At 68.3% G+C, this 12,084-nt stretch carries 14 protein-coding genes; 4 read left to right on the top strand and 10 right to left on the bottom strand.

Annotated features, from left to right (window positions below):
* The first annotated feature begins 64 nt into the window (after positions 1-64).
* From B4589_RS00680 to B4589_RS00670, 3 genes are all read left to right on the top strand, one after another.
* Complete coding sequence (locus tag B4589_RS00680; RefSeq protein ID WP_158081121.1) at positions 65-229, top strand: hypothetical protein; 165 nt, start codon at positions 65-67, stop codon at positions 227-229.
* On the top strand, positions 226-2,280 hold the full coding sequence (locus B4589_RS00675) for a hypothetical protein (protein ID WP_079232447.1): 2,055 nt from the start codon (positions 226-228) through the stop codon (positions 2,278-2,280). Before B4589_RS00680 ends, B4589_RS00675 begins: the two co-directional genes overlap by 4 nt.
* A 90-nt stretch (positions 2,281-2,370) precedes the next feature.
* Positions 2,371-3,225, top strand: a complete 855-nt coding sequence (locus B4589_RS00670; RefSeq protein WP_079232446.1) for an NAD+ synthase — start codon at positions 2,371-2,373, stop codon at positions 3,223-3,225.
* Between the two features lie 47 nt (positions 3,226-3,272).
* On the opposite strand, the gene B4589_RS00665 is transcribed toward B4589_RS00670, so the two are convergent.
* From B4589_RS00665 to B4589_RS00650, 4 genes are all read right to left on the bottom strand, one after another.
* Entirely contained in the window at positions 3,273-3,413 is a 141-nt protein-coding gene (locus tag B4589_RS00665; RefSeq protein WP_176330484.1) for a hypothetical protein, read from the bottom strand.
* Between the two features lie 136 nt (positions 3,414-3,549).
* Complete coding sequence (locus B4589_RS00660) at positions 3,550-4,518, bottom strand: phosphoadenosine phosphosulfate reductase family protein (protein ID WP_079232445.1); 969 nt, start codon at positions 4,516-4,518, stop codon at positions 3,550-3,552.
* Positions 4,519-4,599: 81 nt separating this feature from the next.
* Positions 4,600-5,163: a hypothetical protein gene (locus B4589_RS00655; RefSeq protein WP_079232444.1), complete on the bottom strand. Its 564-nt coding sequence runs from the start codon at positions 5,161-5,163 to the stop codon at positions 4,600-4,602.
* Between the two features lie 112 nt (positions 5,164-5,275).
* Positions 5,276-5,617, bottom strand: coding sequence for a glutaredoxin (locus B4589_RS00650; protein WP_079232443.1), 342 nt, complete (start codon positions 5,615-5,617; stop codon positions 5,276-5,278).
* An 88-nt stretch (positions 5,618-5,705) separates the two neighbouring features.
* Between B4589_RS00650 and B4589_RS00645 the strand changes: the two genes are divergently transcribed.
* The gene (locus B4589_RS00645; RefSeq protein WP_079232442.1) at positions 5,706-6,053 is read left to right on the top strand and encodes a MarR family transcriptional regulator; all 348 of its coding nucleotides are present in this window, start codon (positions 5,706-5,708) and stop codon (positions 6,051-6,053) included.
* 414 nt (positions 6,054-6,467) lie between these two features.
* On the opposite strand, the gene B4589_RS00640 is transcribed toward B4589_RS00645, so the two are convergent.
* The 6 genes from B4589_RS00640 to folP are packed head-to-tail and all read right to left on the bottom strand — an operon-like array spanning position 6,468 to position 12,058.
* A complete protein-coding gene (locus tag B4589_RS00640) occupies positions 6,468-6,833 on the bottom strand; it encodes a GNAT family N-acetyltransferase (protein ID WP_255246153.1) in 366 nt (121 codons plus the stop codon).
* A gap of 51 nt (positions 6,834-6,884) precedes the next feature.
* Complete coding sequence (gene psmA / locus B4589_RS00635; RefSeq protein WP_079232440.1) at positions 6,885-7,655, bottom strand: archaeal proteasome endopeptidase complex subunit alpha; 771 nt, start codon at positions 7,653-7,655, stop codon at positions 6,885-6,887.
* A 2-nt stretch (positions 7,656-7,657) separates the two neighbouring features.
* Positions 7,658-8,137 (bottom strand): Rpp14/Pop5 family protein, encoded by a 480-nt coding sequence (locus B4589_RS00630; RefSeq protein WP_079232439.1) that lies wholly within the window; start codon positions 8,135-8,137, stop codon positions 7,658-7,660.
* Positions 8,134-8,736: a class I SAM-dependent methyltransferase gene (locus tag B4589_RS00625; protein ID WP_079232438.1), complete on the bottom strand. Its 603-nt coding sequence runs from the start codon at positions 8,734-8,736 to the stop codon at positions 8,134-8,136. Before B4589_RS00625 ends, B4589_RS00630 begins: the two co-directional genes overlap by 4 nt.
* The gene (locus tag B4589_RS00620) at positions 8,733-9,479 is read right to left on the bottom strand and encodes an RNase P subunit p30 family protein (protein WP_079232437.1); all 747 of its coding nucleotides are present in this window, start codon (positions 9,477-9,479) and stop codon (positions 8,733-8,735) included. Before B4589_RS00620 ends, B4589_RS00625 begins: the two co-directional genes overlap by 4 nt.
* On the bottom strand, positions 9,476-12,058 hold the full coding sequence (gene folP / locus B4589_RS00615; protein ID WP_079232436.1) for a dihydropteroate synthase: 2,583 nt from the start codon (positions 12,056-12,058) through the stop codon (positions 9,476-9,478). The genes B4589_RS00620 and folP overlap by 4 nt, the downstream gene beginning before the upstream one ends.
* Positions 12,059-12,084: the final 26 nt, after the last annotated feature.

The raw sequence follows: 12,084 nt of genomic DNA, 5'->3' as shown, positions 1-12,084 counted from the left end.
CGCCACCGGTTCGGGAACGGTTCCACCGCGAAGTTTTTTCATCGGAGAGATTCCACTGGAATTCATGAGTAGTTCGGTCGCATCGCGCCGTCACGACGGCGATCCGACGAGCGACGAGCGGCAGGGCCGCGGGAGTGCGACCGGCGACGTTCGCGCTGTCGACGCGGGAAACGGGGCAGACCTCCCGGGAGCGATCCCCACGAACCAACTCAGGTTCGGTGAGCCGTGATCGAGTTCGACGCCGTCGACCGCGGACTCCGCGTGGTCGACACGATCGAGGAGGTCGAGTACGTCGTCGAGGCCGCCCCCGTCACTCCCGAGCCGGCGTCGATCGAGCCGTTCCCCGTGCCCGTCGACGACGCCGCACGGATCCGGGCCGGCCGGCTCTACCTCCCGACGGTGATCGACTACCACCTCCGAAAGGACGGGGAGCGACAGCTGATGGCGGGCGACGAGCAGTCGGTGACCGGGAGCACGGTTCTCGAGGCGACCAACACCCCGATGAAGCTCTACCTCCGCTTCGACGGGCCCGCGACGATCACGGAGGCCAAGCACGGTACCCGGATCAGCGTCGAGGAGGGGTCGTCAGTCGTCGTCGGTGCCCGTTCGCTCCACCAGCAGCCGGCCGGCACCGTCACCGTCCCGGAGACCCCGGCCGGCGTCGCACGGGGGGTCTCGCTGTTCGCGTCGGCGCTCAAGACCACCTCGCCCGAGCGAGCGTTCCCCACGCTCCGTGGCCACCCACCCCTGCTCGAGTTCGGCGACACGTTCGACGCCGACGGGCTCGAACGGCCGGCGACGGGGATCGAGATCCACGTCCCCGAGGAGTACAGCAGCGTGTTCACCGTCGCGCCGCTGTCGTACTACCTGGGTGCTGCCGTCCACACCGGCGCCGAGACGCCACACCTGGTCGCCGACGGCGAGTCGTTCCCGCTTTCGGGCGACCTGCGCGAGGCCACCGCCGACACGCTAACGCACTGCCTCCTGCTCGACTGCGTCACCCGAACGGAAGGGCTCTACTCCGTCCAACTCCACGAACGTGAGCTGCTGGCCGAGCGGACGGCGATCGCCCCCGAGCGCTGGTACGAGATGCCCGTTGACCGCCGGACGGCGGCGTACCTCTCGGTGCCGCGGGACGCCACCGACGACCTGTTGGAGTGGCATCTCACCGCGGACGTCGAGCCGACCGCCCGGAACGCGGAGATACTCCCGTTCGTCGTCGACGACCTCGCGATCGTTCGGTCGCCGACGCCGATCGCCGACCGGGGGGACGCGCCGGCCGAACCCGACGAGCTCGAGGAGTTCTTCCGAACCGACGAGCCACGGGGGCTGCTCCGGTCGACCCGGACCACCCAGAACGCCGACGCGCTCGGCGAGTCGGTGCGCTCCCCGATCGACACCGAGACGTACGGCCACGTCTGGGTGGGCGAGCAGTTCCCGATGGGTGCGTCGAAGCCGACCGTGGAGGCGTACGAGCGACGGCTGGACCGCCAGCCGGCCGACGACAGCACGACGACGGTGACGCTCGTCTGCAACGACGAGGAGATGCTCGAAGAGATGGACGAGGGGCTGTACGGGTTCTTCGATATGCTCCGGTTCGAGATCCGGAGCCACCACGACCTGACGACGGCCGAACTCCGGGAGGTCCTGCGTGAGGAGACGAGCTTCCTCCACTACGTCGGCCACGTCGAGGACGAGGGGGTGCAGTGTGCGGACGGCTACCTCGATCTGCGGACGCTCTCGGGGACGGGGGTGGACGCGTTCCTGCTCAACGGCTGTACCTCCTACGAGCAGGGGCAGGCGCTGGTCGACGCCGGCGCGTTCGGTGGGGTGGTAACGCTCACCAGCGTGAGCAACGCGAAAGCCACGGAGACCGGCCGGCATCTGGCACAGCTGCTCGACATCGGCTTCGACTTCCACGGCGCGCTCGACGTGATCCGGCGGATACGGATCTCGCGACAGAACTACGTCGTCGTCGGCGACGGCCGGGTGACGGTCTCACAGTCCGACGCCGGCGCGCTGTACATATACGAGGTGACCGACGTGGACGAGGATTCGATCTCGTTCGACTGTACGGTGTACCCCACTCGGGCGTACGACATCGGCTCGATCGGCAGAACGTACGCCTCCGACGGGGGGAAACAGCGGATCACGGTCGGGGAGCTCGGTAGCTACACGCTCAGCAGGGAGGAGTTCGCGGAGACGTTCGAAAACGAGCGCGCGCCCCTCCTCGTCGACGAGGGGCTCCAGTGGACGGACACCTACGACCGCTTCCCCTGACCCCTCGAGGGCTGTCTCTCACGACTGGTCGGGAGGAGGGGTCGCGTTTTCGTACGGCTTTTCCGTCGTGAAGTGTTCCTCCCTGAATCGATGGCGAATCTCTACGAGCAGACCCAAGACGAGATCGAGCCGATCGACCTCCGGTTCTCCGAGGAGGAGATCGAAGCGCGCGTCGACCACCTCACCGCGTTCATCCGCGAGCGGGTCGAGATGGCGGACGTCGACGGTGCGCTCATCGCCCTCTCGGGTGGGATCGACAGCACGACGACCGCTCACCTCGCGGTCGAGGCGCTCGGTGCCGACGCCGTTCACGGGCTGCTCCTCCCGAAGGAGGTCAACGAGGAGGAGAACATGAGCGACGCCGAGCAGGTCGCCCAGGACCTCGGCATCACCTACGACGTCCTCGGAGTCGACTCGATCGTCGAGGAAATCCTGGACACGTACGACGCCGAACACGACGACGAGTCCGAGGGACGCTGGGAGGGGCGCTACGTCGGCAACACGAGCGCTCGCGTCCGGATGACGCTCAACTACCTCGTCGGCAACTTCGAGAACAAACTCGTCCTCGGCACGGGCAACCGCGCCGAGCTCGGGACCGGCTACGTGACGAAGTACGGCGACGGCGGCGTCGACTGCAACCCGCTCGGTAACCTCTACAAACAGCAGGTGCGGCAGGTCGCCGCCCACCTCGGCGTCGACACGGACCTCGTCCAGAAGACGCCGACCGGTGGGATGGTCGACTACGGGACCGACGAGGAGGAGTTCGGTGTCGACTACGACACGCTCGACGCCATCCTCGCGCTCCACGTCGACGGCGGCGTCCCCGCCGAGGCGACCGCGCGACTCACCGACACCGCGCTTGATGACGTCGAGTACGTCGTACAGATGCACGAGGAGAGCGAGCACAAGCGGACGCCGCCGGCGACGCCGGACCCGCTCTTTTGACATAGCTCCCGCGCTGAAGCCGAGGCTTTCGCCTCACATTTCCGGAACTACGGCCCGTTCGTCGTCCCCCCAGTTCCCGCCACGGCAGTCCCCGCCTGTGAGAGCAGGAGCGTCGCCGTGAACAGGACGCCCGCCATCTTCGGGTGCTCCGCCAGGTACGCCGCCACGCTGGAACTGTTTGATTCCATGTTTCATTACTGTATCTATTCTAACAAAAATATATCTTAAACATTCAGGTAGGTAGTAATGTAGCAAAAATACTCCACCCACGGGCGCGAAAAAGATAGTTCCAGCGGCTGACGGCGGCAGGTGGCGCCGCCGGCGTTACATGTAGCCCAGGTCGCGGAGGCGCTCCATGAGGTCCTCCTTGTCCTGGGCGCGGCCGGCGCGTTCGGTCGTGTTCTCGAGGTCCTGATGCCACGCGGGCTCCTCCTCGCTCTTCTCGGTCGAGATCTCCGAGCCCAGCGAGCGGAAGCCGGCGAAGTACTTGGGCGAGACCGGGATGTCGTCCTGCGTGAGTCCGTTGGGCAGGTCGTCGGCGTCGTCGGGGACGTGCCCCTCGTCGGGGTAGTCCTCGACGGTGTCGGGCACGACGTAGTGCCAGAAACAGTCCCAGACGGCGCGCTCGTCGAACTGGAGGATCGGCTGGATGCGGTCGTGGGGCGGGTAGATGTCGGGGTCGTGGCGCGGGCTGAAGAACGTCTCGTCGGCGCGGGCCTCCTGCTCGTCCCAGCGCACGCCCGAGACGATGCCGTCGATCTCCAGGTCCTCGATCGCGTTGTTCAGCGGCACCGTCTTCAGCAGGTGGTTGCCGACGTACGTGTCGAGCAGGAACGGGAACGTCTCCTCCTCGTACTCGAGGATGTTCTCGACGTGGTGGCGGTTCTGCTCGTTGAGCTCCGAGATATCGATGTCGTCGCCGGGCTCGAGGCCGTGCTCGTCGACGTACTCGCCGATATCCTCGTTCCGGGCGAAGTAGACGTCGAGATCCCACTCGTCGGCCCAGCGCTCGACGAAGTCGATGAGTTCGTCGAAATGCTGGTAGTGGTCGAGGAAGACGGCGGGCGGCACTTCGAGGTCGTGGCGCTCGGCGACCTCCTTCACGAAGTACAGCGTGAGCGTTGAGTCCTTCCCGCCGGTCCACATGATCGCGGGGTTCTCGTACTGCTCCAGCCCCTGCCGGGTGACCTCGATAGCCTTCTCGATCTTGTGCTCGAGGCTCGGGTAGTCCTCGGGGGACTCACCCTCGCCGTCGGTGTAATCGACGTCCAGGTAGTCGGGGAACTCGCTCATCGGTAATTACATCTAATTAGCGGGGCGCTGAAAGCTCTTGTGTTCGATACGGCCCGCCGAGCCGGAGGAAAAGTCGCCGCGTTAGCTGATGAACTCGTTGTCCCGCCAGTTGACGCCGCCGTCCTCGCCGTTGCCCTGGCGTGGGTTCTCGACGACTTCGACGCTCGCGGGGCGCTCCTCGCCTTCGACGATGCGGACCGCCTGGAGGTCGTCGTCCTTCTCGAGCACGGCGGTGAGGGTCCCCTTCTCGGAGATGAGCGCGAGCTCCCGCAGCACGAGGAACATCGGGAACCGCAGCGCGCTGTTCTGGAGCACCGTCTCGCGGTCGCCCTTGAAGCAGGCGAACTCGACGAGCTCGGAGGGGATCTCCTCCTCCTCCTCCTCCTGGCCCCACGTCGGGGCGGTTTTGGGCGGCTCCTCCTCGTAGACACGCGTCTCGGAGACGCTGGCTTTCAGCTGTGCGGTCGGGGTGTACTTCCCGATGTCCGCGTCCTCCGCGACGGCTTTCAGGATCAGGGTGTTGTTCCTGCGGGTCAGTTCGACGTCGTCGAGTTCAGGTGGAAGATCCGGGTCTTCGAGGAACTCTTCGAGGTCTTCGAGTGGCAGTTCGAGGGTCGAGTGGAGTCGAAATACGCGACCAGTCATTTGTGGGTGTGGGATGGGTTTGGTGTGGGAGTTCGATGGCCGGCGAGCGGCGAAACCGGGCGAGTACGCCGGTTGCTAGGCCGTCTAGCCTTTTAGCTGTTGTTGCGCGCGTTCAGGCGCTAGCGTTGACCGTCTCGGCGAGCTCGTCGCGCTCGTCGAGTTCGGCGAGGATGTCGCTGCCGCCGACGAACTCGCCGTCGACGAACGTCTGCGGGATGGTCTCCCAGCTGGACTTCTCCTCGAGCACGGCCCGATACTGCGGGAGCGCGGGCAGCACGTCGATGGTCTCGAACTCCGCGCGGTGCTGCGAGAGCAGCTGGACCGCGCGCTGAGAGTAGCCACACTGGGGCATCAGGCGGTTCCCCTTCATGAACAGGACGACCTCGTTCTCGTCGAGGACCTCCTCGACCCGTTCGCGGACCTCCTCCTCGGTGAGTTCGCTCTGGGAGCTCATTTCGGTACAAGGTAGGAGGCTGGCTCGGATAACGGTTGCGCCGTGGGGACGGTAGCCTTTAACCTCCGGCCCGTGAACCGGGACACACATGAGCGCGGCCGAGTACGACCTCAGCGAAGACGAGCGGCGGGCCCTGGAGCTGATCCGTGACTCCGGCGGCATCTACCAGAGCGACTTCTGGAAGGAACTGGACATCTCCTCCCGGAAGGGGAGCCGCATCGCGGAGGGGCTCGCCGAGGAGGAGCTGATCCAGCGCGAGGAAGCGGTGTACGACGGGCACAACACGTACCTCCTCAAGCCACGCACGCGGGATCTGGACTTCTCGCTGCTGATGGCCGGGGATATGCTCACCCCGTTCATCGGCGAGGAGGAGATCGACGAGCAGTCCGACGCGTTCTCGCAGTGGTTGATGAACCTCGCGTACGAGGAGTATTAACCGATCGCGGCGCGTGAGCTACGGCGACCCCCGTGTCGCCGTGACCGAACCAATGCCGTGATCGTGTTTCTGACCGATCGCGGCGCGTGACCTGTCGCGCGCTCCGCCGTGCGACGACGGAGCCCATGCCGTGATCGTGTTCTGATAGACCGCGGCGAACGACCGTGAGCGACCTCCGTGTCGCGAACACGGAGTCTCCGCCGCGGTCGTGTTACTAACCGATCACGGCGCGTGACCTGTCGCGCGCTCCGGCGTGCGACGACAGAACCCATGCCGTGATCGTGTACTGATAGATCGCGGCTCGCGAGCCACGGCGGTCTCTGTACCGCCGTCAACGAGCGCCACGCCGCGATCGTGTTCTGGCCGATCACGGACGCGCCAAAGAGAACCTCGACAGCCCGCCGTACGCCGACGCTACTCCCCGGGAACGCGGTAGTACATCCCCTTGGAGGCGGGCGCCGTCCGCTCGAACCCCCACTGCTCGTAGAAGCCGTCGACGTCAGCCATGAGGTTCACGTACGCCGTCGGGGGTGCGTTCTCGTCGATCCAGTCCATCAGCGCATCCATCATCCGGCTCCCCAGCCTCTGTCGCTGGTGGTCCGGATGGACCGCCATGTCGCAGACGTGGAACACGCTCCCCCTGTCGCCGACGATCCGGGCCATCCCCACCGTCTCGCCCACGTCGTCGACGACCGTCACGGCGTAGAGGCTGTTCGGGAGTCCACGTTCGACTGCCTCGCGCGAGCGTTCGGCCATCTCGGCGGCGTCGCGGAGCTCCAGAAAACGGTCGACCGTCGGGGGCGATTCGCGGGTTCGTACGCCATCGCGGCGTTACTCGGCCGCGTCGTCGTCCGGCTCCTCGTCGTCGACGTCCTCGGCCAGCAGATCCCGCTCGGCGAGATGGGTCTGGACCTCCTCGGGCGGCAGGTGGACGTACTCCTCGGTGTCGGCGTCGATGGTCGCGAGGTCGACGCCCTCGGGGGTCATCTCCTCGTCGTCGTGGACCGACAGCGCCGAGAGCGCGAGGTCGACGCCCTCCGAGAGCGTCATGTCGTCCTCGTACTCGGCTTCGAGGTGGTCGCGGATGTCCGTGCGGTTCGCGCCGACGGAGAGCGCCTGCCACTCGTAGGGGGTGCCGCTGGGGTCGCACTCGAACAGGCGCGGGCGGCCGTTCGTCACGCCGCCGACGATCAGCGAGACGCCGAACGGGCGGGCGCCGCCGTACTGCGTGTACTGCTGGATGAAGTCCGTCACCGTCTTCGCGAGGGTCTCGACGGTGATCGGCTCGCCGTAGCGCAGGCGGTTGACCTGTGCCTCCCGGCGGGCGACGTCGATGAGTTTGCGCGCGTCGGCGACGTGGCCGGCGCTGGCGATGCCGATGTGCTCGTCGGCCTTGTGGAGCTTCTCGACCGAATCCGGCTCGATCATCTTCGAGCGGCGGCGCTTGTCCGCCGCGAGCACGACGCCCTCCGGCGTTCGGACGCCGACGCTCGGCGTCCCGCGTTTGACCGCCTCGCGGGCGTACTCGACCTGGTAGAGGCGCCCGTCGGGCGAGAAGATGGTGATACCGCGGTCGTAGGCCTGCTGTTGTTGTCCTTGCATGGTCACTCGATATCGTGAACGGTCGCGCCGATGGGGCCCGCCTCGGCCTCGACGTCGACGACGCCGTTGCGGATCCGGGCCGGGTAGTCGGCACCCTCGAACGCGACCTCTCTCTGTGTGGAACTGCCGGCTGGATCGCCTAAATAGCTTTCCGAAGCCGCGTCGACGCTGCCCGAGACGCCGGTGACGCGCAGGCCGATCGGATGGCCGTTCACCTCGTCGACGCAGGCGATCGCCGCCCGCGCGGCGTCGACCTCGCCACGCCGGACGCGGACGATCGCGCCGCCGCTGCCCTCGGCCACGTCGTAGCGCAGCAGCCGCAGATCGGCGTCGGCGCTGCCCGGGTCGCCCAGCAGGTTCTGGCCCGCGTACCAGAGTTCGCGCTGGAACGAGCGTCGCCCGACCTCGGCGTCGGGCCACGTCTCGATCGCCACTGCGAGGTAGCGCCAGCGCGGCTGGAGGTGTTTGGGGAGGTGTTTCATCGTTCGGCGACGAGCACCCCGTACTGGTCGCTCACGAGCGTCGCGTCGGCGACGGTGAACCCGGCGTCGGTCAGCGCCTCGACCAGCACGCCGACGGTCGCGGGGTCGTCGACCTCCGGCGAGTACGCCTCCTCGCCATCGGGGATCGCCGCCGAGAGCATCACGTCGCCGAGCACGAACCGCCGCGGCTCGAGGTCGGCGATGACCTGGATCGCCTCGCGCTTCTCCTCGTCGGCGAGGTGGTGCATCGCGAAGTTCGAGACGACCACGTCGATCGGGTCGTCGACGTTCGGCTCACGGAACCGGCCCTCGCCGAACGCGACGTTCTCGTGGCCGGCCTCCTCGGCCTTCCCCCGGGCTTCGGCGAGCATCCCCTCGCTGATGTCCCGGCCGAGCACGCGCCCGGCGTCGGACGCCAGCGCGAGCGCGATCGCGCCCGTGCCAGTCCCGAGGTCGAGCACCGTCTCCTCGGGCCCGGGGTTGGCAGCCTCGATCACCATCGACGCACAGGCGCCGTACTCCTCGCTGTCCTGCTGTTCGTCGTACTCCGCGGCCGCGGCGGAGAACCGCTCGGCGTGTTCCTCGATAGAGCGTTTCATTCCTCGTGCCTCCCACGTCGGACCCCCGGAGAGATGAAGGAATCGGACGTGCGTTCGCGGTTCCGTGCCGCCATCCGACCCCACTCCGCCAGCCCGTCGCGGACCGCCTCGGCACCGAGGCCGATCTGCTCGCCCACTGCCGCGAGCTCCCGCGGCGCGCGCAGTCGGAGGTGGGAAGTCGGCGTCGCGCTCACGACGTACGGCGCGTCGAAGTACTCCACCAGTTCGCGGAGTTTCCGGAGTTTTCTGAGCCGTCGGACCCGTGTCCCGCCGTCGTCGCGGAGCACGGCGCCGAGGTCGAACTCGATCCGGACGTCGTGGTCGATCGCCGCCTTCACGAGCACGTGGTTCACGTCGCCCTCGCCGTCGAACGGCCGGGTCAGCACGTCGACGCGGTTCTGCTCGACCGCGAAGCGGTTGAGCGCGTCCGTCCCGCCGCGGACCAGCAGGACGGTGCAGTCGCCCCGATGGTTGCCGACTGCGCCGCTGGCGCCCTGCGGGTCCTCGGCGTCGATCTCGACCCCGCGAACCACGTCGATCCCGTGGCGCTCGGCCAGCGTCCCCGGATCGTACTCGGCCTCGCGCGTGCGGACGACCACCCCCTCGAACCCGTACTCCGCGGCGGTCTTGACCTGTCGAGCGACCGTCGAGTCGCCCTCGGGGTGAGCGTACACCGCCTCGTAGGGGCCGAACTCGTCGTCGCTCTCGTTCCCGACTTCGCCGTCGCCGGAACCGTCGCTCACGGCTCGAACCCCTCCGGATCATCGGCGGCGTCGGCGACGTTCACCGCAGCGACGTTCTCGGCCACGTCGTGGACGCGGACGATATCCGCGCCGTTCCGGGCCGCGAGTGCCGTCGCGGCGACCGTGGAGTGCGGCGCGTCGCCCGCTTCCTCGCCGGTCAGTTCGAACATCGACTTGTGGGAGTGGCCGAACAGCAGCGGACAGCCCAGCGCCTCGAACTCCCCCAGGCGATCGAGCAGTTCGAACGACTCCCGCGCCGTCTTCCCGAAGCCGATCCCGGGGTCGACGATCACCTGCTCGCGGTCGACGCCGGCCTTCTCGGCGGCCAGCAGCCGGTCACCCAGCGCACGGATCGTCTCCTCGACCACGTCGTCGTAGTGGACCTCCGTGCTCGGGTCCACGGGCGCCTCAATGGAGTGCATCAGCACGACCGGCACCCCCGTCTCGGCGACCACGCGGCGCATCTCGGGGTCCTGTAGCCCCTCCACGTCGTTGAGCACGTCGGCGCCGGCGTCGACGACCGCGCGGGCCACCTCGGGCCGGCGCGTGTCGACCGAGATCGGTACGTCGAGTCCGGCCAGTTCCTCGACGACCGGCAGCACGCGATCCAGTTCCTCCTCGATCTCGACGGGGTCAGCGCCGGGGCGGGTGCTCTCCCCACCCACGTCGATCACGTCGGCGCCGGCCTCAGCCATCGCCTCGGCCTGTTCCACCGCGTCCTCGACGTCGTAGTGCTTGCCGCCGTCGTGGAACGAGTCCGGCGTGACGTTCAGCACACCCATCACCGCCGTTCGGTCCTGGGGCCACGGGAGGTCGCGCTCGGGCGGACTGTGCTGGATCCCCAGCGACTCGCGGATCTCCGCGCCCAGTTCGGAGAGTCCCCACGGCTGGCCCTGAAGCTTCTCGCCGAGGCGCTTGAACTGCGCCATCGTCCCCGAGAGCACCACGTCGTGGAGTTCGCCGCCGGCGCGCAGCGCGGAGGCGGAGCACTCCCCGTCGAGCGAGAGCATCTCCTGTTTGAGGTACTCGGCCTGGCGCTGCTGGACGCGGGTGTGCAGCACGCGGTGGTCGGCCTTCCCGCGCATCCGCCAGATGCCGGGTTCGGAGACCTGCGCGTCGCGGAGGACGGTCTCGGCCTCGTCGATCGAGTCGACACGTTTGGGAATCTGGAGTCTGGTCCACGTCGCTCGCGCCTCCGCGACGGCGTACAGCGAGCCAGTCACCAGCAGCGCGTCACCCTCGTCGGCGTCCTCGCGGGCCAGCGAGAGCGCGTTCGCCACGGAGCCTGTCGAGCGCACGTCGTCGTACCCCGCCTCCTCGAACGTGCGGGCGAGCACCTCGGGGTCCTCCGCGCGGTCGGTCGCTGGCGCGCAGGTGGTCACTCGCGCGCCGTCGGGCAGCGCGGCGGCCATCTCGGCGGTGTCCTTGTCGTGCATCGCCGCGACGACGAGGTGGCAGTCGTCGTAGTCGAACGTCGACAGCGTCGCCGTCACGGTTCCGCAGGCCTCGGGGTTGTGCGCGCCGTCGAGCACCGTCAGCGGCGACTGCGCCATCACCTCGAACCGGGCGGGCCAGTCCGCGCGTGCGAGCCCGCGCTCCAGCGCGGTCCGGTCCACGTCGACGCCGAGTTCGTCGCCGACCTGTCGCGCGAGTACGCAGGCGATCCCGGCGTTCTCTGCTTGATGCTCGCCGAGCAGCGGGATCTCGGCGTCGACGGCCCAGTCGTCGGCCGCCACGCTGACCGCTGCCTGCTGGTGGGTGACGCGGCCGTCGTAGCTCACGGTCACGTCAGGATGCGCGCCGCTGGCGGCAGCGTCGCCGCCAGCGTGGCCGTCGCTCTCGGTCGCACCCTCACCTTTCCACTGGTCGTCGCCGACAGTGATCACGCCGCTCGCATCGACTTGTCCCGCCACGTCACGGACCGTCGACAGCGCTGCGCCCTGCGTGCCCGTGACGAGTCGCCGGCCCTCCGGGGCGACGTGTGCCTTCGTCGCCGCGATCTCCTCGACCGTCTCGCCCAGCACGCCCGTGTGCTCCAGCGAGACGTTCGTGACCGCGCTGGCGACGGGGTCGACCGCGGAAGTGGCGTCGAGTTCGCCGCCGAGGCCGACTTCGAGGACGGCCACGTCCACGTCGGATCGCTCGAACTGCCAGATGCCCATCCCCGTGACGACCTCGAAGAAGGTGAGCGGCGCGCCGTCGGCCGCGCGGTCGACCAGCCACGGTTTGGCCCCCTCGACGAACTCGGCGACCGCAGAACGGGGCATCTCCCGGCCGTCGATCCGGACGCGCTCGGTGAGCGCTTCGAGATGCGGGGAGGTGTACAGGCCGACGGAGAGCCCGGCCTCCCGCAGCGCCGACTCGACCATGCGGGCGGTGCTCCCTTTCCCGTTGGTGCCGGCGACCTGGACGTAGGCGGGGCCCGAACCCTCGGCCTCGTGGTCCTCGCCGGCTCCCGTTGCCGGCGAGCCTGTATCGACGTCCACCGCCGCGAGGAGGTCCTGCACCGCCTCGACCCCGGGGTCCACCCCGAACCGCCGGAGGTCGAACAGGAAGTTCGCGGCCTCGTGGTACTGCATGGTCGACGTTGCGGCCGGTGGGCGTT

It is taken from the genome of Halolamina sp. CBA1230, assembly GCF_002025255.2.
Lineage (GTDB): Archaea > Halobacteriota > Halobacteria > Halobacteriales > Haloferacaceae > Halolamina.
The sequence above is the reverse complement of the archived record's forward strand: the minus strand, read 5'-3'. Positions and strand labels throughout refer to the sequence as shown.

Coding starts and splice junctions, on each gene's coding strand:
- B4589_RS00625 (WP_079232438.1), bottom strand. CDS start 8,736: ATGAAACGCTCTATCGAGGAACACGCCGAGCGGTTCTCCGCCGCGGCC.
- B4589_RS00660 (WP_079232445.1), bottom strand. CDS start 4,518: ATGAGCGAGTTCCCCGACTACCTGGACGTCGATTACACCGACGGCGAG.
- folP (WP_079232436.1), bottom strand. CDS start 12,058: ATGCAGTACCACGAGGCCGCGAACTTCCTGTTCGACCTCCGGCGGTTC.
- B4589_RS00650 (WP_079232443.1), bottom strand. CDS start 5,617: ATGAGCTCCCAGAGCGAACTCACCGAGGAGGAGGTCCGCGAACGGGTC.
- B4589_RS00655 (WP_079232444.1), bottom strand. CDS start 5,163: ATGACTGGTCGCGTATTTCGACTCCACTCGACCCTCGAACTGCCACTC.
- B4589_RS00630 (WP_079232439.1), bottom strand. CDS start 8,137: ATGAAACACCTCCCCAAACACCTCCAGCCGCGCTGGCGCTACCTCGCA.
- B4589_RS00645 (WP_079232442.1), top strand. CDS start 5,706: ATGAGCGCGGCCGAGTACGACCTCAGCGAAGACGAGCGGCGGGCCCTG.
- B4589_RS00680 (WP_158081121.1), top strand. CDS start 65: ATGAGTAGTTCGGTCGCATCGCGCCGTCACGACGGCGATCCGACGAGC.
- B4589_RS00670 (WP_079232446.1), top strand. CDS start 2,371: ATGGCGAATCTCTACGAGCAGACCCAAGACGAGATCGAGCCGATCGAC.
- psmA (WP_079232440.1), bottom strand. CDS start 7,655: ATGCAAGGACAACAACAGCAGGCCTACGACCGCGGTATCACCATCTTC.
- B4589_RS00665 (WP_176330484.1), bottom strand. CDS start 3,413: ATGGAATCAAACAGTTCCAGCGTGGCGGCGTACCTGGCGGAGCACCCG.